Origin of the sequence: Luteolibacter rhizosphaerae (assembly GCF_025950095.1) — a bacterium.
In the GTDB taxonomy this organism is placed as follows: Bacteria; Verrucomicrobiota; Verrucomicrobiia; order Verrucomicrobiales; family Akkermansiaceae; genus Haloferula; species Haloferula rhizosphaerae.
In genome coordinates this window covers 145144-167051 of sequence record NZ_JAPDDR010000007.1, presented here as the reverse complement: position 1 = coordinate 167051, position 21908 = coordinate 145144, and the positions used below count along the sequence as shown (strand labels likewise).

Here is a 21908-nt window from a genome sequence, read left to right as displayed (position 1 = left end):
TGCGTTCCTGATAAAACGGAGCCGCTGTTCGTTCCCACCCCCCAGCAATCTCCCCCCATCTGAGTTATCGACGAGCCTCCCGACGTCGCCCACCCGCGTCCCTGAATGGACAAAGGCGATCTCGCGGCCCCAACCGGGACTCACGTGCGAGGAGGTCATACCCTGACTGTCCCCTCGTCGGTTTTGGCGCTGAGAAGTGCCAAGTGACCAAGGGCGGCAGCATGGATGAAGAATCCAAAGGTGTAAGGAAACCCAACAGAAACCCAACGAAGCATCCCACGAGCCTGAGCAATCCCTGAATTTCTGTCACTTCCATCCCCACCCCCCCAGGATGACACCAACAACCAAGGAACGGCGAAGCCGGACAGCAGTGCCCGCAGCGAAAGCGCGGCAGTCCAGCCTCCGCCCGGAGCGCCCGCGAAACAGGGCCTCGCAACTCCCGCGGTCTTCCCGGACCGGGCCTCGAGCGGGCCTCGGATTTCCTTTTTCCGGAAGCCGTGAGAATCCCGTAAGCACCCTGCCGGTGCCTGCATGGAAGCGGTTCTCGGATCTGCTTTGCGTGATCCTCAGCCTGCCTCTGGCCATCCCTTTGATGCTGGCCATCGCCTGCTGGATCAAGCTCGTGTCCCGCGGCCCCGCCTTGTTCCGCCAAGAGCGCATCGGCTTCGGCGGCAAGCGTTTCACTCTCTACAAATTCCGGTCCATGCACCCCGGTGCACCGACCCGCGACCATGAGGCCCACGTCGGTCGTCTGGTCGAGTCGGACAGTCCGATGATCAAGCTCGACCTGCTTGGCGATTCCCGGCTGATCACGGGCGGCTCCTTCCTGCGCAGCGCCGGCTTGGACGAACTCCCCCAGCTCCTGAACGTGATGCTCGGGGAGATGAGCTTGGTCGGTCCGCGTCCCTGCCTGCTCGAGGAATACGGATTCTTCACGCTCAGCCAGCGCGAGCGCTTCACCGTGCTGCCGGGCCTCACCGGTTTCTGGCAGGTCAATGGCAAGAACCGCACGACCTTCCGCGAGATGAACGCGATGGACGTCCACTATGCCCGCCGCTGCTCGCCGGTGCTCGATCTGGGAATCGTCCTGCTCACGCCGCTCACCTTGGTCGGCCAGATGGCCGATTGCCTGGCCCGCCGCCGCCGCCTCTCCCCCCCGGCAAGCGATGCGCCGGTGCTTGGCTACGGCGTGCAGGGAATGACCGACAGGGTATGAAAAAGCCCCTCGCCGTGGGGGTCGTCGGCTGCGGTTACTGGGGACCGAACCTCGCCCGCAACTTCGACTCCCATCCGGACGCGGAACTCCGCGCCCTCTGCGATCCGGATCCGGACCGCTTGAGGCACATGCGCGAGCGCTATCCGCAGGCGCTCCTCTTCGAGGGAATTACCGAGATGCTCACCGGCACGCCGCTTGATGCGGTGGTCGTGGCCACTCCGGTCCGCACTCACTTCGCCCTTGCCAAGGCCGCCCTGCTGGCGGGCAAGCACGTGCTGGTCGAGAAGCCCATGGCGTCCTCTTCCGAGGAATGTGAAGAGCTGATCCAACTTGCCGCCGAGCGAGGGCTGACCCTGATGGTGGGCCACACCTACCTCTACTCCGAGCCGGTCCGCCGCATCACGGAAATCATCCGGGAAGGCGGCATCGGCGAGCTGAAGTACATCAACTGCCAGCGCCTCAATCTAGGCCTCTTCCAGAAGGACATCAATGTGGCCTGGGATCTCGCGCCGCACGATATCTCGATCATCCTGCACCTGATGGGCGAGTGCCCCCGGCTGATCAATTGCCAGGGAAACGCCCACATCCATCCGGGCATCGAAGACGTCACGAACCTTTCGCTCGGCTTCCGCAAGGAACGCTTCGCCACTGTCCAGAGCAGTTGGCTCGAGCCGCGCAAGGTCCGCCAGATGACTTTCGTCGGTACCCGCAAGATGATCGTTTACGACGACCTCCAGCCGCTGGAGAAGATCCGGATCTACGACGTGCGCGTGGAATGCCCGCCGCACTACGACAACTTCGCGGAGTTCCAGTACTCCTACCACTACGGCGATTGCTACCTGCCCCGCGTCGAGCAGAGCGAGCCCTTGAAGAACATGTGCGCCCATTTCGTCGATTGCGTGCGGGATGGCAGCATTCCCATGAGCTGTGGCGCGCGCGGGCTGGAGATGGTCCGCATCCTCGAAGCCAGTACCGAATCGCTGCGCGCGAACGGCGGGCCGGTGCCCTTCCACAGCGCCCGGCCGGAGCCGCGCCAGCCGCTCCCCGTTTCCGCACTCCCCACCTTCAGCGGGCGATGACCGAAATCTTCCCCGACACCCTGCGTATTGCTGCCGATGTGAAGCTCGGCAAAGGCGTGACGATGCATGCCTTCGTGAACCTCTACGGGTGCTACATCGGGGATGAAACTAGCATCGGAACCTTCGTGGAGATCCAGAAGGGCGTCCGGGTCGGAGCCCGCTGCAAGATCTCCAGCCACAGTTTCATCTGCGAAGGCGTGCGTCTCGGCGATGGCGTCTTCATCGGACACAATGTCAGTTTCACCAACGACCATTATCCCCGCGCCGTGAATGCCGACGGCAGCTTGAAGACCGCTGCCGATTGGGTCTGCCAGCGGACCTTCGTCGAAGACGGAGCTTCGATCGGCTCGGGATCCACCATCCTCAGCGGGATCACGATCGGTGCCGGAGCCATGGTGGGTGCCGGCAGCGTGGTCACCCGCGACGTGCCGCCCGGGGCGGTGGTTGCCGGCAATCCCGCCCGGCTCCTGCCTTCCGACGGCTTTACCAATTCATGAAGCGGACTCCGCAGAAATCCGCCTGAACCTACGCGAACACGTGTAGAAAGTTGGAATGGATTGTGCGGTAATCACGGTCGCTCGACCTTCAGCACGGTCCCTCCGCCTCCCCGCCTCCCCTCCTCCCGCGTGCTGATGCGGACGATTGGTTCTTGGATTTCTCACCCATTTGGACTAAGAAAGCGAACACCCCCACCCCCCATGCAAAAGTCTGATCCACGCGGTGCCAAAGCATCCTTTGGCCTCCAGGACATTCTCTACGTGCTGTTCAAGCACAAGTGGAAGATCCTGATCTCAAGTGCCCTCGGTCTGGGCGCTGCGGCATGTCTGTATGTGACGCGCACGCCATTCTACGAGTCGGAGGCCGAACTGGTCATCAACTCGGTCGTGCAGCGTGGTGCCCTCGACGGGCACGAAACCGAGATGTCCGCCGGTGGCCGTGGTGGCGAGCAGGTGGTGAACACCGAAATGTTGATCCTCCGCAGCGGCGATCTTGCTGCGGAAGTGGCCGGTGCGATCGGAGTGGACCGCTTGATTCCTCAGGCTCCCGATACGGCCTCTCTGGACGATGCCGCGAAGGTGGTGCAGTACGGCCTGGAAGTGAAGCCGGCAGGGAAGGGGAGCAACGTGATCAGCGTGATCTACCGGAATCCCGACAAGCAGCTCACACTCGATGTGCTGGAAGAAGTGGTGAAGCGCTACTATGCGAAGCACCTGGAGATCCACCGCTCCACCAGCGCCTTTGAATCCGTGGAGGCGCAGGTGAAGGAAGTGAAGGAGCGCTTGGCCACGACCGAAGCGGAGCTGAACAAGACGAAGTCTTCGTCCGGCATCATCTCTCTGAATGATGAGGACCTGTCGCTTTCCTCCCAGCGCGAGCGTACCAAGCAGGATCTGAACTCCGTGAAGGCGGAGATCGCCCAACAGTCCACCCGTGTCGAGCGCCTTGAACGCCGCCTGGCCGAGTCCACCCCGGTGGAGGGTGTTAGCCCGATCGGATCGCAGGCGGTGGTGAAGAAGCCGGCGGCCCCCGTGATCGCCGCTCCGACGGCCGCGCAGGTCGAGGCCTATCAAGCTCTGGTCGCGCGCCTGGACTTCCACCAGAAGCGCGATTTCGAACTCCAGTCGAAGTATGCGGCCGGTGAGATCCAAGTGGTGCGCAACCGTCAGGAGATGGAGCGCGTTCGTCGCGAGAAGGCGGAGATGCTCGAACGTCTTCCCGGACTGGTCGGCCAGGCAACGGCGACCCCCGGTACCGCGGTGGTAGCAAACCCCGCCGCCGAACTGGAAGTGGAGAAGTCCCGTCTGAAGGAACTGGAAGCCCGCGAAGCTTCTTACGAGGCGGACCTGAGCAGCCTGAATGTCCGCATCAACGAACTCGCCATCCTCAAGCCGAAGCTCGTAGAACTCGAGCGCCGCCGCGAGATGGAAGACGGCGAGTATCGCATGCTGGAGACCAACCTCAAGAAGGCGCGCGTGGACCGCACGCTCGATCCCACCCAGATGCGCGAGATCCGCGTGGTGGACAAGCCTTCGGTGCCGATCCAAACCTTCAGCGACCTGACCAAGAAGATCATCCTCGGACTCGCCGGTGCCGGTGTCGCGGTGGGTGTCGGTCTCGCTTTCCTTTTGGAGCTGGTCATCGATCGCCGCATCAAGCGCCCGAACGAGATCGAGTCCCGCCTGCAACTGCCGCTGATGCTGTCGATCCCCTTCGTGCGGCCGAAGAATCGCGGTGCGCTGCTGATCGGAAACGATCGTCCGGCCGAGAAGACGGAAGGGGAGGGTGCCGCCTTGCCCGCCGTGCGCGGTAACAACGGCTTCCACGCCTACCCGCCAAAGACCGATCACTTCATCCACCCCTACTCGGAAGCCATCCGCGACCGCATCGTCTTCAACTTCCAGGTCAACAACATGACCCACAAGCCGAAGCTGATGGCCGTGACGGGGCTTTCCGCCGGAGCCGGTACATCGACGATCGCCGCGGGTCTCGCGAAGGCATTCTCCGAAGTGAACGGCGCGAAGGTGCTGCTTGTGGATCTCACTTCGGAATATCCGGATGATAATCCGATGTTCGGCAACAAGCCGCTACACTCCCTGGTCGGCGCGCTGCAGGCCGCGCGGAACACCCGCTTCAAGGAAGGGTCGCAGAACCTCTACCTGGCCAGCGCGGCCTCCCGGAAGAGCGACCCGAACAGCACCGCCTTCGGGCCGATGCACCTCTACGAGCTGCTGCCGCACTTCCGCGCCAGCGAGTTTGACTACATCATCTTCGACATGCCGGCGCTGGCACAGACCAGCCCCACGCTCGCCATGGCGGGGCTTATGGACAAGGTGCTGCTGGTGGTCGACGGCGAGGACACCAACCGCGAAACCCTCAAGTGGGGATACTCGGAACTGGTGAAGGGTCGCGCCGATGTTTCTTGCATCTACAACAAGGCCCGCACCCACGCCCCGGGTTGGGTCCTTGGCGAAGTGTGATCGCCCTGCCTTCATCTCCTCGGAGCCGCACCCGCTCCGAGGGATACCCCCCGACCCATGGCTTCCTCCCACGAGGCGATGGCGTCCAGCTCCCCCGGGCTGTTCGCGAGAGCCTATTTCAGGATCAAACCCTTCATCCCGCGGCGGCTCCGGCTCGCCGTGCGGAGAGGGCATGCCCGTGGCATCATCAAGCAGTGTGATGGCGTCTGGCCGATCAGTGAGTCGGCCGGCAAGCCACCGCAAGGTTGGTCGGGCTGGAAGGATGGCAAGCAGTTTGCCGTGGTCCTCACGCACGATGTGGAGTCCGGAGTGGGGCTTGAACGCGTGAAGGATCTGGCCCAGCTCGAGATCGCTCTTGGGTTCCGCTCTTCCTTCAATTTCATCCCGGAAGGAACCTATGAGGATCCGGTGGAGCTGCGGTCCTGGCTTGCGACGAAGGGCTTCGAGGTAGGGGTCCACGACTTGAACCACGATGGCCGGCTCTATGGTTCCCGGGATGGATTCCGGGAGAAGGCCAAGCGTATCAACCACTATCTGGAAGCATGGGGTGCGGTTGGTTTCCGCTCCGGCTTCATGCTCCGGGAGCTCGGCTGGATTCACGATCTGAACGTGGTGTACGATGCTTCGACCTTCGACACCGATCCCTTCGAGCCGCAGCCGGAAGGCTCGCACACGATCTTCCCCTTCGAGGTGAAACCGGAGGAGGAAGGAGCGGGCTCCGGCTATGTAGAGCTGCCCTATACCCTGCCGCAGGATTCCACGCTCTTCCTCATCCTCGGCGAGGAGAGTCCGGAAATCTGGAAGCGCAAGCTCGACTGGATTGCCGCCCGAGGCGGCCTTGCCCTGGTGAACATCCACCCGGACTATATCGATTTCTCCGGCAAGAGGACTTCGTCTTCTTATCCTTCCTCGTTCCTAAAAGAGTTTCTCGAGTATATGGTCCGAAAGTATAAGGGAAAGTACTGGAACCCCCTCGCAAAGGAACTTGCCGTTTGGTACCGCCGAGAGATGATATCCCCGGTCTGTGACGGTCCCCCGACCTGATCAGGCTTTCCCCCCACCCCCCTGCTGTCCCCCCCCCCCCGTCCCCCCCCATGATTCGCCTCCGTCATAAGGTGCTGATCCATAGTTTCCGCGTACTGGATCAGTTGATACTCGTCGCCGCGGCTGCCCTCATTATCTACTTCCGTCCCGAGATCGCCTTGCGCGGCGGGACACTCGCCACCACGGCGACCTACCGCTTTGCGGATACGATCGGCATGCTGCTCCTGGCCCTCGGCTGGGTCGGCATCTTCGCCTACTGCATCCGGTACAAGGCCGACCGCTTCGTCGCGCTGAAGACCCAGCTCAAGGACTTGCTGAAGGCGACGAGCCTCGCGTCCTTCTGGCTGGCCATGGTCTGCGGCATCTTCAAGGTCCGCAGCATCACCACGGAGAATGTCTTCCTGTTCTTCGCGGCGGTGAGTGCGGCTGGCGTGGTCAGCCGCCTGGCGCTGCGCATGATGCTGATGAGCGCCCGGCGCTCGGGATACAATTACCGCTTCCTGCTGGTCATCGGAGCGAATGCGCGGGCGAACCAGGTGGTCTCCCGCATCGATGCCCGTCCGGAGCTCGGCTACAAGATCGTCGGCTTCGTGGCCGAGAACGAAGCGGCCCGCGATTCGTGGGCGGAGACGCCGGGGAACCGCGGCGAGGTGCTCGGCCTGTTGCCGGATCTCCAGTCGGTTCTCAAGCGCGAGCGAGTGGACGAGATGATCGTCTGCCTGCCGGTTGATTCGCGCTTCAGCGATATCGTGAAAGTGGTGCAGCATGCGCGGGACCTGGGCGTGGTGGTGCGCTTGATGCCGGATTTGGAAGACGGCTCGCTCTTCAAGAGTCTGCACCTGGAAGAGTTCGAGGGCGAACACGTCGTCACGCTCTTCCGCGAGCAGATGCTGCTACAGCTTCTCGCGAAGCGTGCGGTGGATACGGTGGTGTCCGCTGCCGCGCTGATCGTGCTGGCGCCGCTGATGATCACGGTGGCGATCTTGATCAAGGTGACGAGCCCCGGTCCGGTGTTCTTCGCCCAAGACCGCGTGGGCATGAACCAGCGCCGCTTCCGGATCTACAAGTTCCGCTCGATGTGCGTCGATGCGGAGGCAAGGAAGAAGGATCTGGCCCATCTCAACGAGATTGCGGACGGGCCGGCCTTCAAGATGAAGAACGATCCGCGCATCACGAAGATCGGCCGCTTCATCCGTAAGACCAGCATCGACGAGCTGCCGCAGCTCTTCAACGTGCTGCACGGCGAGATGAGCCTAGTGGGCCCGCGCCCGCCGCTGCCGGAGGAGGTGAAGAAATACGAGTGGCTCTTCCGCAAGCGTCTCTCGGTGAAGCCGGGTATCACCTGCGTCTGGCAGATCAGCGGCCGGAGCAACATCACCTTCGAGCGCTGGATGGAGATGGACAACGAATACATCGAGAACTGGTCGATCTGGCTCGATATCAAGATCCTCTTCAAAACCATTCCCGCCGTGCTTCTCGGCCGCGGTGCCGCCTGATCCTCCAAGGCCATGTCCCGTAGCAAACCGAAAGTCCTCGCGATCGCCTCGGGTGGCGGCCACTGGGTGCAGCTCCTGCGCCTGCGGCCTGCCTTCGAGGGGTGCGATGTCATCTTCGCCACCGCCAAGGAGGGCTACCGCTCGGACGTGGGCGGTGCCGACTTCCGCGTGATCGTGGATGCGAACCGGTCCAACAAGATCGGCCTGCTGAAGTCCGCCTGGAGCATCTTCCGGCTGATCCGCAGCGAGCGTCCGGATGTGATCATCTCGACGGGTGCGGCGCCCGGCTTCTTTGCGCTGAAGATCGGTCGCTTGGTCGGCATCCGCACCATCTGGGTGGATAGCGTGGCGAACGCGGAAGAACTCTCGATGTCAGGGGCCAAGGCGGGCTCCTGTGCCGATCTCTGGCTCACCCAATGGCCGCATCTCGCCCGCGAGGGAGGTCCAACCTTCATCGGTAACGTACTATGATCCTAGTAACCGTAGGCACCGACATGCCCTTCGACCGCATGATGAAGGTCGTGGACGAGTGGGCTGGCGAGAGCGGGCGCAAGGATGTCTTCGCCCAGATCGGCGAGGGCGGCTGGGAACCCCGCCATATCCCCTTCGTCAATTTCTTCGACCCCGCCGAGTTCAAGCAGCACTTTGCCGAGGCCCGGTTGATCATCGGGCATGCTGGCATGGGCACGATTCTCTCGGCGCTCCTGCACGGCAAGCCGATCCTGGTGATGCCGAAGCTGGCCCGCCTCGGCGAGCATCGCAACGAGCACCAGACCGCCACCGCCAAGCGGATGATGGAGCTGGGCAATGTGAACGTGGCCTTCGACGAGGACGAGATGCGCGCCAAGCTCTCCTTGGTCGATAGCCTCCAGGCCCGCGGACCCATCGGGGCGTATGCTTCCGGCCCGCTGGTGGAAGGCATCCGCGACTTCATCTTCACCGGAAAGGGCAAACGCGCATGAGTTCTTCGCTCTCCAAGGCGATCTCCGCGGCGTGCTCGGTGCTCGATCCGCGGAACTACCTGCACGCCCTGCGGCTGATCCATTTCTATGGATACAGCCACGTCGCGCCGCGCCGCAAGCTGGTGGCAGGGAAGGGGACCGGCATTTCCCCGAACGTGTCCTTCCGCAATGGCGAGCGGATACAGATGGGACATGATTGCCACATCGGTGAGCGCTGCCGCCTCTGGGCCGGAGATTCCACCGGCCGGATTATCATCGGCAATTACGTGTCGCTCGCTCCGGACGTTTTCATTACCGCCTCCGACTACAAGTTCGAGGCGGGTAAGCCCTTCCGGCAGCAGCCGAAGAACGAGCGCGACATCCGCATCGGCAATGATGTCTGGCTCGGTGCCCAAGTGGTGGTCACCGCCGGCGTGACCATCGGTGACGGCTGTATTGTCGGTGCCGGTGCCGTCGTTACCAAAGATCTTCCCGCCGGCTCGATTGCCGGCGGAGTCCCCGCCCGGGTTATCGGCACTCGTGAACCCGCTCTAGCTTAAGTCCCCCCCACATGAAAGCTGACGTAGCCATTGTCATCGTGTCCTACAATTCGGAGGACCACATCGGATCCTGCCTCGATAGCGTGTTCGCGCAGAGGAAGGCCGTTAACCAGCAGGTCATCGTCGTGGATAACAATTCCCGCGATGGCACCGTCGAGTTCATCCGCAAGAACTATCCGCAGGTGCAGCTCGTGCTGCCGGGCGAGAACCTCGGTTTCGCCAAGGGCGTGAACCTCGGGGTGAAGCATGCGGACGCCGAGTTCGTGCTTTTGCTCAACCCGGATACGGAGATCCTGGATCACGCCGTGGACACCATCGTGGAGTTCGCGCGCAAGAATCCGGGTCACGGCCTCTATGGCGGCCGCACCTTGCGTCCGGATGGCAGCCTCGAGCCGTCTTCCTGCTGGGGGTTACCGAGCCTTTGGAGCATGGCGCTCTTCTCCTTCGGCCTCACCACCATCGCGCCGCGGAACCGCTTCCTCGATCCCGAGTCGCTCGGCAGCTGGCAGCGCGATACCGTGCGCGAAGTGGGCGTGATCACCGGGTGCTTCCTGCTCAGCCCGGTCGAGGTTTGGAACAAGCTGGGCGGTCTGGACGAACGCTACTTCATGTATGGCGAGGATGCGGATCTGGCGATGCGCGCTCACCACGCCGGCTACCGGCCCGTGATCTGTCCGGATGCCAAGCTCGTCCACGAGGTGGGCGGCTGCTCGGACACGCCGGTGCACAAGACCATGCTGCTGTATCGTGGCAAGGCCAGCTTGGTCCGCTTCCACTGGACCGGCTTGTCCCGCTCGCTCGGCCTCTTCTTCCTCGCCACCGGCACCGGCCTGCGCGCCGCGGTGAGCAAGGTTCGCTCAAGCCCCGGGCGCAACGATAGCGCCGGCCGCTGGCAGACGCTCTGGAAGGAGCGTGAGGACTGGCTCCAAGGCTACGGCACCGGCAACGCCGCCTGATCCCACACCCGTTTCTGTTCACCTCCCCACCCCCCCATCATGATCAGCGTCGTTATTCCCAGCTACAATCGCCGGGACTGCGTTGTGGCCTTGCTGCGCGATGTCTTCGCCCAGCAGGCCGTGGACTTCGAAGTCATCGTCGTCGACGACTGCTCGCCGGACGACAGCGTCGAGGCTTTCCGCCGCGAGTTCCCGCGCGCGCGAATTTTCGTGAATGAAAAGAACGGCGGCCCCGCCGTGACCCGCAACCGCGGGATCCGCGAGGCGAAGGGCGATATCATCGTCGGCTTCGACAGCGACGTGACCATCCCCGACGTGCGGCTCCTGCTGAAAGTGGCGAACCGCTTCAACGAGCATCCGCAGGTGGATGGTCTCGCCTTCCGCCTTCTCAAGCCGGATGGCAAGTCGGAGGACTCCCCCCGCTGGTGGCATCCGGTCCCGATCGACAAGTATGCCGACAAGCAGTTCTACACCTCCTACTTCAGCGGTACGGCCTATGCCTTCCGTCGCGAGGCGTTGGTCGAGGCCGGCATGTACCCGGAGATCCTCTACATGCACTACGAGGAGGTAGAGCTCGCTTACCGTATCCTCGACGGGGGAGGGGAGATCCTCCACTGCCCGGATCTGGTGGCGCTCCACCACGCCAACGAGGTCTCCCGGCGCAGCGAAGTGACCGTTTTCTACAAGCCTCGGAATCAAATTTTGCTGGCTGCCGCATGTCTGCCCGGCTTTGCGGCGGTCCAGTACGCGGCTCCGCGGGTGGTGTATCAATTTGTGAAGGCCTGCAGGGGTGGACACGTGAAGGACTTCTTCCGCGCGATGCGATCTGCACGAACCCTTCTTCCGACCTTGATGCGGAGCCGCAAGCCATTGAAATACGAAACCTTACAGCGAATCGTGGCAATGAAGCACGGGCTCGCACCGTGAAGAGACAAGCACTCACAAATAGCCCCGGCCGTGGCGTGAAAACCGCTCGCAGGCACGGAATGACGGAACGCGGTTTTGCGCGGGGGAAAGCCTAGGGAATCTACGCCTAACCGGCTGGATCAGGCACTTACACCTTGCTAACAGACCGCTCGAATGGACTCTAGGCTTCTCAAATTGAAAAAATTAACGTAAGTTTCAGATCTCTTAAAAATCGAATCTAGAAAATTTGCCGGAAAAGCACCGGAAATTTGCCGGTGAGCAGAAAGCCCGGGGTCACGCTCCTGATTGCAGGAGTGACTTCGAGCCCCCCGACTGCAGGTGGAACCTCCCGCTTCCCGTGTCTCTTCCAACCTCAGCCTAGAGAACCCTCGGAAACCGAAAAACCGACCCGTTCATGAGAATCAAAGCCTGCCTATCCCTACTCACACTTCTGGCGCTGCCTTTCACGGGCTTGGCCAAGCCGGAGCGCATCGCCTCCTACGGCCCCAATGGCACCCACTGGCCGGAGAAGATCCCGACCCCCTTCATGTATGACAACACGGTGGCGAACATCGTGGAAGTCCCCTGCAATTGGACCGCGATCCGCAATGCGATCCAAGCCGTCACCAACGCTCAGGCGAACAGTGGCACGCTGATCCTGGTGGCTCCCGGCGAGCTCGCAGGGAACGGCAGTTCAAGCGGCTCCGTGCCGGCTCTGGAAAGCATCGGTTCGGTGGCCTGGGGCCAGCGGGTCACCGTGGCCCCGCGCGACGGCTACGGCTCGGTGAAATGGAAGAATGGCGTCCGCTTCCTGAAGGTCTATGGCGTCTGCTTCGCCGGCTTCGAGTCGATCGGCACCAGCGGTGTGAAGATGCAAGGCTGCCGCCGCTCGGCGCTCGCCTGGATCAAGTGCACCGGCCACCTCGGCGTCTACGGCACCGATGGATTCGTTACCGAAGGCATCGAACTGGCGGAAGTCGTCCAGCCCGATCACTACGTGGTCAGCGACGACTCGGCGAACTTCTACACCGGCGGCGGCGGCTACACCGACTTCACGCTCGACGGCTGCTATCACGCCCCGCGCTTCTTCGAGTATCCCTACACCGGCGGCAAGCCGCACACCGATACCGTCCAGTTCGCCTCCACCGGCGGCGGCAATTACTCGAATGTCACCCTTCGCGACACCGCGGTTTTCTCCGCCAACAACTGCTCGATCCAGACCGGCAATATCGACGGCCTGATCCTCGACCACAGCTACATCGTCTCCGACGAGATCTCGAAGTCGCGATATCCTCACCTTCCCGGCGGAGCCACGGAGGGCACCAAGAATGCCTTCAATGGCTCCGGCAAGAACTTCCGCGCCCTGGGCGGATCCATGTTTTACGGCGGCATGGCCCTGAACGACCGCGACTCCTCCGCTCCCTGGGTGCAGGTCTCGAATACCACCGTGAACAAGTATTACGGTGATCTCAACAAGCCGCAGGCCGGAACTTGGACCGTCAACGAGGGAAACTCGATCTTCATGTCCGCGATGCCGCCTTACCCGACGAATTCGCGCCTTGAGGAGATCTGGAGAAACCCGGGTGCAACGACCAGCGTTTCCCGTCCGGTGATGATCCCGCCCGGCGGCACCTACAATGCGGCCCAACAGGTGACCATGACCTGCTCCACGGCCAACGCCACGATCTACTACACGCTCGACGGCAGCACGCCCACGACCTCGTCCACCCGCTACACCGCGCCGGTCCCGGTCTCCTCCAACACCACGATCCGCGCCTTCGCCACCGCGAGCGGCAGCGGCTTGGACCCCTCGGGAGTGCAGGTGTCGGAATACCGCATCGTGAACCAAGTCAGCACGCCGGTCATCGCTCCGGATGGCGGCCTCTTCAGCAGCGCCACTCCAGTCACCCTGACCTGCCCGACTCCAGGCGCCTCGATCTACTTCACCTTGGATGGCAGCACGCCGAATACCGGCTCCACCCTCTACACCGGCAGCCTGACGATCTCGTCCTCCGCGACGCTGAAGGCCATCGGCATCAAGGCGGGAGCGGAGAACAGCCCGGTGGCATCCGCCAGCTTCGCCATCGGTGACTCCTACGTGGGCTCCGAGGCATGGGCGAATGTCACCCTGCCCAACCAGACCGGCACCTTCACCATCAGTTGGAACTCGATTCCGGATGGCAACAACATCGACGGCGTCACCGGCGTCGGGCCGATCTCGGTCGATGGCTTCGAGGACCTTGCCTGCATCGTCCGGTTCTGGACCACCGGCTTCATCGAGGCCCGGAACGGCAGCTCCTATCAAGCGGTCACCCCCTTGGCCTACACGGCCGGCGTGAACTACCGCTTCGAGATGAACATCAATGTCGCCACAAAACGCTACTCGGTCACCGTCACGCCGGCGGGCCAGAGCCCGGTGACGATCGCCACCAACTACGCCTTCCGCAGCGAGCAGGCTGGCGCGACCTTTATCAATCACCTGGCCTTGGTATCCCTGAAGGGTTCCCACATCGTCTCTGACGTAACGCTCGGCAACACGCCGCCGCCGACCGCTCCGACCGGCCTGCGGGTCACCTCGAATCCCTGAATTCGTCAGGCTTTCGCGGCAGACCGCCGCTCCCATTCATCACGGCACCCCGTTCCAGCGGGGTGCCGTTCCTTTTGCCCCCTCCCTACGCCTTCGCGTAATCCCCCCTCCGGCCCTTCTCCCGCATTGTGAGATGGTCCGTTCCCCCTTACTCTCCCCCCGCAGGCGCTTGCCCCCTAGGCGTCCGCTTCAGGATTTCCCCCCATGTCCTCCCCCGTCCGAGTTCTCTACAGTTTCCCGCACAAGTTCGGTGCCGGGCGCATTTGCAGCACCGCGTGGCACCAAGTCGATGGTGCGGCACGCGCCGGGGCCCAGGTCACACTCTTCGCCGGCTCGCAGGTCAAGCCGCTCGACCCGGCGGTCAAGGTGCGCAAGACGCTCTCCGTCGGCAAATTGCGCGTGCCCTACAAGCTCATCGGCCGCGATATGGCCTGCAACTGGCACGACGCCGTCACCGCGATGTGGCTCAACGCGAACCACCGCGAGATCGACGTCGTGCATGGCTGGCCGCTCTCTTCCCTGCGCACCATCCGCGTGGCCAAGAAGCATGGCATCCCGGTGGTCCTGGAACGCCCGAACGCTCACACCGGCTTCGCCTACGAGGAAGTCGCCAAGGAGAACAAGAACGTGGGCATCGAGCTTCCCGGTGATCACGACCACAAGTTCGACGGCGAGCGCCTGAAGCTGGAGGAAACCGAGTACGCCGAGGCCGACTACCTGCTCTGCCCCTCCGAATTCGTCGCCCGCACCTTCCGCGAGCGCGGCTTCGATGAAGCCAAGCTGGTGCGCCATCAATACGGCTTCGATGGTGCCCGCTTCGCCGTCCCCGGATCCGAGCCGGAAGCTCATGACGGCCTGGTGATGATCTACGCCGGCGTCGTGGAGCCCCGCAAGGGACTGCACCATGCGCTGAAGGCCTGGTTGGCCTCAGGCGCCCAGGAGAAGGGCACCTTCATGGTCTGCGGCGAGTTCATTCCCGGCTATGCGGACCTCCTGCAGCCGATGCTTTCGCACCCGAGCGTGAAGGTCATGGGCCATCGCCGCGACTTGCCGGATCTCATGCGCCAGAGCGATCTCTTCGTCCTCTCCTCCGTGGAAGAGGGCAGCGCCTTGGTCACCTACGAGGCCCGCGGCTCCGGCTGCGTGCTGCTGGTGTCCGATGCTTCCGGCGCGGTCTGCGAGCACATGCAGAACGGCCTGATCCACCCGTCACGCGATGTGGAATCGCTCACCGAACACATCCGTTTGCTCGATGCGGACCGGCAACTGCTTCGCAAGCTGCGCTCCGCCTCCCTCTCGGATCTCGACAAGCTGACCTGGGACGAAGCGGGCCGCAAACTTGCCGACGTCTATCGCGAGGTCCGCAAGCGAGTCGCCTGATCATTCACTCCGAATTCCCCCCTCCGCGTGAATCCAATCGGTTTCCTGGTTTTCCTGGTCAGCGCCATCGCCCTGCTGAGCGTGCCGCGCCGCTATGCGATCATTCCGCTTCTCGCGGGGGTGATCTTCATCACCCACGGGCAGGCGATGGACATCGGCGGCAAGCAGCCGGTCTTCCGCCTTCTGCTCGGTGTCGGCCTGGTCCGGATCATCCTGAGGGGCGAGGGCTTGGGCGGTGGCTTCAACCGCATCGACAAGCTGATGCTGCTGCTCGGCGGCTGGCTGTTCTTCGCCAGCTTCTTCCATGAGCCGGGAGCGATGGCGGCGGGTCCGACCTTCATCATCGGCAAGGTGGGGGAGATCTCGCTCTGCTACTTCCTCGTCCGCTCCTTCTGCCAGGATATGGACGACTTCGCGTCCATCATGGGCTTGATCGCGATCATGCTGGTGCCGATCGCGCTGGAGATGATCCAGGAGAAGTTCACGGGGATCAATCTGTTCTCGAAGCTCTTCGGCGGCGTTCGCGAGGAGGTGGTCGTACGCGACGACGCCCTCCGTGCGCGTGGACCTTTCCGCCACGCCATTCTTGCAGGCACCGTGGGCGCCTCCTTGATCCCGATCATGATCGGTCTCTGGCGCCGCAATCCCGGTGCGGCCAAAATCGGGATGATCGCCTGCCTTACCATGGTCGCCTCCTGCGCGTCGAGCGGCCCGATCCTCAGCCTCGGCTTCGGCATGATGGGCGTCTTCCTGTGGAAGTTCCGCCACTGGATGGGGATGATCCGCTGGAGCATCCCGATCGGCTACATGGTGCTGGCGATGATCATGAACCGCCCGGTGTACTACATCATCGGCGAACTCTCCATGGGCGGTAGCACCGGCTGGCACCGCTCCAAGCTGATCGATTCCGCGATCAACTATTTCGGCGATTGGTGGGCCTTCGGCACCGACCACACCCGCTCGTGGATGCCTACCGGCGTGACCTTCAGCGAGGAGCACACCGATATCACGAACTACTTCCTGGCCTACGGTGTGATGGGCGGGATCATGGCCGTGCTGCTCATGATCGCCATCGTCTGGGTCGGCTTCAAGTGGGTCGGCAATGCAATCGACACCATCCCGGAAGACGACGAAAACGGCGACCGCTTCATGATCTGGTGCATGGGTGCGAGCTTGTTCTCGCACGTCGCCACCAGCATCTCGGTTGCCTACTACGACCAGTCGGTGTTCTTCTACTGGTTCTCGATCGCCACGATCAGCTCCATCTACATGAGCCGCCTGAATCACGCGGAAGATCTCCTGGAAGTACCGCCCGAACCCGACGACCCGGCATCCCGAATGCAGTGGTCGCGCTTCTAGCGGCCCGATAATCCGGCATCCTCGTCCCCCCCCTGTCGATGATCTCTGCCAAATCCGTTGAAAGCCTTGCATCCCCTTCTTCCGAAGTCGGGGCAGCAACGGTCGTGGCCGGTCCTGTCGCGAAGAAGTCGCAGCGCTTCTTTCATCTGGATGCCCTCCGGGCTTGCCTCATGTTCTGGGGCATCCTCGTGCACACCAGCACCGTGGAGCATTCGAAGTTCTTCCGTGGCTGTGCCGAGGTTTCCGGCCTGGTGCGGATGGAGGCCTTCTTCATCATCTCTGGCTTCCTCGCCTACATGCTGCTCCAGAAGTACGGTGGTGCCGCTACCGTGAAGAAGCGCCTCGTGGCGATCGGCGTGCCCTTCATCGCAGCCCTCGTGCTGCTGAATCCGGTCACCAACTACCTAGTCTTCGTCTACCACAACCATCCGCTGCCCTTTGCCGATTACCTGGCAGGGAAGGGGACCGCGGGAGGCGCAGGGCCAATGAACTGGCACCTCCATCTCTGGTTCCTCGTGGCGCTCTTCGTCTATTCGCTGCTCGCGCCTTTACTCGGCCGGATGGTGGATGCGGTCATGGCCGGCAATGGTTCCCGCAATACGCGCCGCACCCACTTCTTCAGCGGCGAGTTCAAGTTCCTCGCGATTTGCCTGGTGGTGACGGCCGCCTGCCTCGGCTCGCGCGTCTGTTTCGAGGCGGTGAAGCCCCTCCTGCCGGAGGATGCCCGCTACGTGATCCGCTCGATCGGGAACTTCCTGCCCTTCTACACCCTGGGCATGGTGCTCTTCGCCTCCACGAATCTCCGCGCGATCTTCTCGAAGGCTCACTGGATTCAGATCGCGCTCTCCTGCGGCCTGCTCTTCCTGGCCCACCAGCAGGCCGGCGCGAACCCGGGGCGCTTGGAAGAAGTGTCCATCCTCGCGAGCCAGACCTATCTCGCCCTGACCCTCTCCAGCCTGCTCTTCTGGATCGCGGGGAAATTGGTGAAGCGGGAGAGCACCGCGGTGCGCTTCCTTTCGGATGCGGCCTACTCCGTCTATCTCTTCCACTTCCTCGCCATCTACCTCTTCGCCTTCCTCTTCAGACCCCTCCACTCGCAGGTGGACCTGATGCTTGTCCTGGTCGCCGCATCCACTTTCGGGGCCCTGATCCTGCTTCACGCTTTCGTTATCCGGCGCGTTCCCGTGCTGGCCTTCCTCTTCAACGGCAAGCCCCTCAAACGCGCGCCATGAACGCCTCCCCCCTCGCGTCCGATCCTCAGGCCAGCCGTGCGATACCCGCCACGGTGCCTACTCCTACCCCGGTGAAAAAAGTTCTCTTCATCGCTTACCACTTCCCGCCCGCCGGTGGAGGTGGTGTCCAGCGCTCCCTGAAATTCGTGAAGTATCTGCCGGAGTGCGGCTTCGATCCCATCGTCCTGACGGCGAAGCCGAACAAGGAGCACCGCTGGACCCCGACCGATCAGGCGCTCGCGGATGAAGTTCCGGCCTCGGTCAAGGTGCATCAGGTCGAGTTGCCGGAGGAAGTGCACGTACCAGGCAAGCTCGAGCGCGCTGCCCGTGAGTTGCTCGGCATGCGCAGCCGCTTCGGCCGCACTTGGATGGATCTCGTCATCGAGGAAGGCACGAAGATCGCACAGCGGGAGAAGCCCGAGATGATCTTCGTCACGCTCTCGCCCTTCGAGGGTGCGGATGCCGCCGCGGAGATCTCACGCCGCACCGGCATTCCCTGGGTGGCGGACCTGCGTGATCCGTGGGCGCTCGATGAGTTCCAGCTTCATCGCACCGGCTTTCACCGCAGCCTTGAGAAGATGCAGATGGAGCGCTCGCTCCGCAGCGCATCGCTCATCATCATGAACACGCCGGAATCGGCACGGCGTCTCGGGAAGACCTTTCCACGCCTGAAGGCGAACACGATCGTGAGTCTCACGAACGGCTACGATGCCAGCGACTTCACCGGTGAGGTGGAAGCCATCCCCGGCGGCAAGTTCTCGATCGTGCACTCCGGCTATTTCCATGCCGAGTCCGGGCTGGTGGAGCAGAAGCGCCGCACCCAATACAAGCTACTGGGCCGCACGGTGGCCGGGGTCGAGCGCTTGCCCCGCTCTCACTACTATCTTCTCCAAGCGCTGGAGCAGTGGATCAAGGATGACCCGGCCATTGTGAACGACGTGCGCATGCGTTGTGTCGGGGTGCTGTCGAAATCCGATCAGGCCCTGATCGATGCCTCGCCCGCCAAGCCGCTCTTCGATTGCGCGGGCTATCTCAACCATACCGAATGCCTGCGCTACGTCCGCGCGGCCGATCTGCTTTTCCTGCCGCTGCACAAGATGCCCGCGGGCATGAAGGCGGGAATCGTGCCGGGCAAGGCCTACGAGTACATGGCCTCCGGCAGGCCGATCCTGGCCACCCTGCCCGCCAGCGACGCGCGCGACTTCGTCTCGCAAGCTGGCACCGGTGTGCTCTGCGAACCCGGGGATGTGGCTGGCATGCTGGCCGCTCTCAAGGATCAGTACAAAAAATGGAAATCCGGGGCCGCCCGCCCCGATTGGAACGAGGATTTCGTGCGCCAGTTCGAGCGCAAGAACCTGACCATGAAACTTGCATCCTTTCTCCGCGATATCCGCTGAACGGCACCGCGGCGATTGACAAATCCTCCCCCCACTGGAATGCAGGCCGAAAGCGTGATCGAGAAACCAGCGCCGGTACCCGAGCCCGACCCCTCCTCCGAGAGCGGTAAGCGTGCCCGGCTCGACCCCTTTGCGCCGCTGGACGTCTCGAAGAACCTGCGCCAGAGCTCCGTTCGCGGGGCCTCGTTCATGTCCTTCGCCCGCATCTCCGGGCTGGTGCTGCGCCTCGGCTCCACCGCCATCCTCGCGCGCCTCTTGGCCAAAGAGGACTTCGGTGTTTTCGGGATGACCGCGGTTTTCTCGAACTTCCTTGCCATCTTCATGGATGTGGGGCTCTCGCAGGCCACCATCCAGCGCCAAGAGATCAGCCACCGCCAGATCTCCACCTTGTTCTGGATCAATGTGGCGCTCTCGGTCGTGATCGCCTTGGTCTTCGCGGTTTCCGCCCCACTGATCGCCGGGTTCTACAAGACGCCGGTGCTGGTTTCCATCATCCCGGTTCTCGCGCTTAGCTACATCTTCGGCGGTCTGGGGCTCCAGCACTCGGCCTTGCTCACGCGGAACATGCGCTACGGCCTGCTTGCCTGGTCGGAGATCATCTCCAGCGCGGCGGGGGTGCTGGTCGCGGTGGTGATGGCCAAGTGGGGCATGGGGTACTGGTCGCTCGTCGGCTTGGCCTTGGCTCCCGCGGTCGTGAAAACCGCCTTCCTCTGGATGGCTCTGCGTTGGATGCCCAGTGCTCCGGCGCGCGGGACCGGTGTCCGTAGCATGCTCAAGTTCGGCGGTGATGTGCTCGGCTTCAACGTGGTGAACTACTTCTCCCGTCAGGCAGGTAGCATGTTGATTGGCCGCTACTGCGGGACCGCTCCGCTCGCCGCGTATGACCGCGCCTACAGCCTGCTGCTCATGCCGCTGGGCCAGATCAATGGACCGCTCGGCTCGGTCTCGGTGCCGGCCCTCTCCCGCCTTCAGAACGAGCCGGATCGTTTCGGGCGCTACTATCTCAATGCGATCCTGCTGATCTGCTCGCTGAGTATTCCGGTGATCATGGGGCTCACGCTCTTCGCCGACCAAGTGGTGCTGCTCTGGCTGGGCCGCGAGTGGATGGAGACGGCGGAGATCTTCCGCCTGCTCGCCCTCGCTACCCTGATCGGCGGCATTTCGAATCCCGCAGGCTGGCTCTTGATCGCCCTCGGCCAGACCAAGCGCTACCGCACCATGGGTGTGGTGAATTCCGCTGTTATCGTGCTCGCTTTCGTTCTCGGTGTCTTCCTCGGTCCGAAGGAAGCGGGGATGGAGGGGTCCGTGAAGGGAGTGGCTTGGGCCTATTCCCTGGCGATGCTGCTCAATTTCATTCCCTACTGGGCATGGTCGCTCAAGGGCACCCCGGTGAAGCTGGGCCAGGTGATGCGGACGATGATGGTCCCCTCCGTTTCTTGCGTGCCGGCCTCGCTCGCCGCCTGGGCCATCCTCCACTTCTCGAATAGCGATGTGGATACGCTCGCCGGAGGAACGCTTTATGCTTGGTTGCCTGTCGTGGGCGCCGGTCTCGCCTTCGGATTGATCTATGCCGTGATGCTGCTGCTCGTCTTCAAGAAGCTAGCGTTCTTCCGTAATATCGCGGGCGAATTCCGGAGTAAGCGCTAGTCCCTTTTCTTCATCCGTCCCCCTCCCATGATCATCATCATCCCCACCTGCCAGCGTGGCGAGTTGTTGGAACGCACCCTCCAATGCTTGGTGGATGCCGACCGGCCCGACACGCTGAAGCGCGTTTTCGTCGTCGAGAACGGCAAGAAGGAAGGTGCAGAAGCGAAAGTGGACAAGTTCCGCGACCGCCTGCCGATGGAGTACCGCTACACGCCCACGGGTAGCAAATGTGCGGCGCTCAATCTGGTGCTCGATGAACTCTCCGGCGAGTTCGTGGTCTTCTACGATGACGATGTGCGCATTCACCCGGGAGCCCTGCGTGCCTATGCGAATGCCGCCGCGGGCAAGACCGGTGGTGAATTCTATGCCGGGAAGTGCTTGGTGGATTACGATTCGCCCCCTCCGGATTGGCTGAAGCACTATCTTCCCTACTCGGCCAAGGGCTGGAGCTATGGGGAGGAGATTTGCGAGATTACCAAGCCGCTGGCGCTGGGCTTCAATTGGGCTGCTTTCTCCGACGATCTGAAGCGCGCCGGGAACTTCGACATCAACATCGGGCCCGGCCGGGTGATCTCCGTGGGCGACGAGACCGAACTTCAGCTCATCATGTTCTCCCAAGGGGTCAAAGGCATCTACCTGCCGGAGGGCACGGTCTGGCATCATGTGCCGGCGGATCGCTGTTCTCCGGATTGGACTCTCGAGCGCAATCGCCGAATGGGCAAGGTGGTGGGCTTCAAACTGGCGTCCGCACCGGTTTCCCAACGCCTGCCGAAAGCGGCTGTGGCGCTCGGCAAGGTGGTGGGCTTCGGCCTTCTCACGAGGCTCGGCAAGGCCTTCCTGAGCGAGACGAAACACTTCCATTACCAACAGCGCCGCTACTGGAACATGGGGGTGTGGGAAGGTCAGCAGGTCTCCGCGTCCGGAACTTAAGCCCGACTGTGCACATTCTGCGGAAGTCTCGGCATACGTGATCCCGTAGTGGTGGCCCATCCCCTCTCTTGTTAGTAAATTCCCGCAGATCCGCAGTTTCAACGATTCCCGCGATCTTGTTCATAAAGATTAATCATCAATAACATCTGGGAGATTACATTTTGCTGGTAGCCCCCCTGATGAGTTGATAGTTTGCTTTG

Annotated in this window: 18 protein-coding genes; all 18 read left to right on the top strand. The window is 62.7% G+C overall.

Features of this window, described 5'->3' with window-relative positions:
• The first annotated feature begins 523 nt into the window (after positions 1–523).
• The 18 genes from OJ996_RS14590 (at position 524) to OJ996_RS14505 (ending at position 21708) form a co-directional block, all read left to right on the top strand.
• On the top strand, positions 524–1216 hold the full coding sequence (locus OJ996_RS14590) for a sugar transferase (protein ID WP_264514347.1): 693 nt from the start codon (positions 524–526) through the stop codon (positions 1214–1216).
• Positions 1213–2295, top strand: coding sequence for a Gfo/Idh/MocA family protein (locus OJ996_RS14585; RefSeq protein WP_264514346.1), 1083 nt, complete (start codon positions 1213–1215; stop codon positions 2293–2295). Before OJ996_RS14590 ends, OJ996_RS14585 begins: the two co-directional genes overlap by 4 nt.
• Entirely contained in the window at positions 2292–2792 is a 501-nt protein-coding gene (locus tag OJ996_RS14580; RefSeq protein WP_319800693.1) for an acyltransferase, read from the top strand. Before OJ996_RS14585 ends, OJ996_RS14580 begins: the two co-directional genes overlap by 4 nt.
• Positions 2793–2993: 201 nt before the next feature.
• Entirely contained in the window at positions 2994–5273 is a 2280-nt protein-coding gene (locus OJ996_RS14575) for a GumC family protein (protein WP_264514345.1), read from the top strand.
• A 57-nt stretch (positions 5274–5330) separates the two neighbouring features.
• The gene (locus OJ996_RS14570; protein WP_264514344.1) at positions 5331–6317 is read left to right on the top strand and encodes a polysaccharide deacetylase family protein; all 987 of its coding nucleotides are present in this window, start codon (positions 5331–5333) and stop codon (positions 6315–6317) included.
• Between the two features lie 50 nt (positions 6318–6367).
• Positions 6368–7813 carry a sugar transferase gene (locus tag OJ996_RS14565; RefSeq protein WP_264514343.1) on the top strand — a complete coding sequence of 482 codons (1446 nt, stop codon included), beginning with the start codon at positions 6368–6370 and terminating at the stop codon, positions 7811–7813.
• 12 nt (positions 7814–7825) lie between these two features.
• Positions 7826–8284: a hypothetical protein gene (locus OJ996_RS14560; protein WP_264514342.1), complete on the top strand. Its 459-nt coding sequence runs from the start codon at positions 7826–7828 to the stop codon at positions 8282–8284.
• Positions 8281–8775 carry a glycosyltransferase gene (locus OJ996_RS14555; RefSeq protein ID WP_264514341.1) on the top strand — a complete coding sequence of 165 codons (495 nt, stop codon included), beginning with the start codon at positions 8281–8283 and terminating at the stop codon, positions 8773–8775. Before OJ996_RS14560 ends, OJ996_RS14555 begins: the two co-directional genes overlap by 4 nt.
• Complete coding sequence (locus OJ996_RS14550; protein WP_264514340.1) at positions 8772–9314, top strand: acyltransferase; 543 nt, start codon at positions 8772–8774, stop codon at positions 9312–9314. Before OJ996_RS14555 ends, OJ996_RS14550 begins: the two co-directional genes overlap by 4 nt.
• A gap of 11 nt (positions 9315–9325) precedes the next feature.
• On the top strand, positions 9326–10270 hold the full coding sequence (locus tag OJ996_RS14545; protein WP_264514339.1) for a glycosyltransferase family 2 protein: 945 nt from the start codon (positions 9326–9328) through the stop codon (positions 10268–10270).
• Between the two features lie 39 nt (positions 10271–10309).
• The gene (locus OJ996_RS14540) at positions 10310–11197 is read left to right on the top strand and encodes a glycosyltransferase family 2 protein (RefSeq protein WP_264514338.1); all 888 of its coding nucleotides are present in this window, start codon (positions 10310–10312) and stop codon (positions 11195–11197) included.
• A 394-nt stretch (positions 11198–11591) separates the two neighbouring features.
• Positions 11592–13763: a chitobiase/beta-hexosaminidase C-terminal domain-containing protein gene (locus tag OJ996_RS14535; RefSeq protein WP_264514337.1), complete on the top strand. Its 2172-nt coding sequence runs from the start codon at positions 11592–11594 to the stop codon at positions 13761–13763.
• Between the two features lie 204 nt (positions 13764–13967).
• Positions 13968–15143, top strand: coding sequence for a glycosyltransferase family 4 protein (locus OJ996_RS14530; protein WP_264514336.1), 1176 nt, complete (start codon positions 13968–13970; stop codon positions 15141–15143).
• Between the two features lie 27 nt (positions 15144–15170).
• The gene (locus OJ996_RS14525) at positions 15171–16502 is read left to right on the top strand and encodes a hypothetical protein (protein ID WP_264514335.1); all 1332 of its coding nucleotides are present in this window, start codon (positions 15171–15173) and stop codon (positions 16500–16502) included.
• 38 nt (positions 16503–16540) lie between these two features.
• Positions 16541–17734 (top strand): acyltransferase family protein, encoded by a 1194-nt coding sequence (locus OJ996_RS14520; protein WP_264514334.1) that lies wholly within the window; start codon positions 16541–16543, stop codon positions 17732–17734.
• Complete coding sequence (locus tag OJ996_RS14515; RefSeq protein WP_264514333.1) at positions 17731–19131, top strand: glycosyltransferase; 1401 nt, start codon at positions 17731–17733, stop codon at positions 19129–19131. Before OJ996_RS14520 ends, OJ996_RS14515 begins: the two co-directional genes overlap by 4 nt.
• Positions 19132–19170: 39 nt before the next feature.
• Entirely contained in the window at positions 19171–20778 is a 1608-nt protein-coding gene (locus tag OJ996_RS14510) for a lipopolysaccharide biosynthesis protein (RefSeq protein WP_264514332.1), read from the top strand.
• Between the two features lie 27 nt (positions 20779–20805).
• Positions 20806–21708 (top strand): glycosyltransferase family 2 protein, encoded by a 903-nt coding sequence (locus OJ996_RS14505; RefSeq protein ID WP_264514331.1) that lies wholly within the window; start codon positions 20806–20808, stop codon positions 21706–21708.
• Positions 21709–21908: the final 200 nt, after the last annotated feature.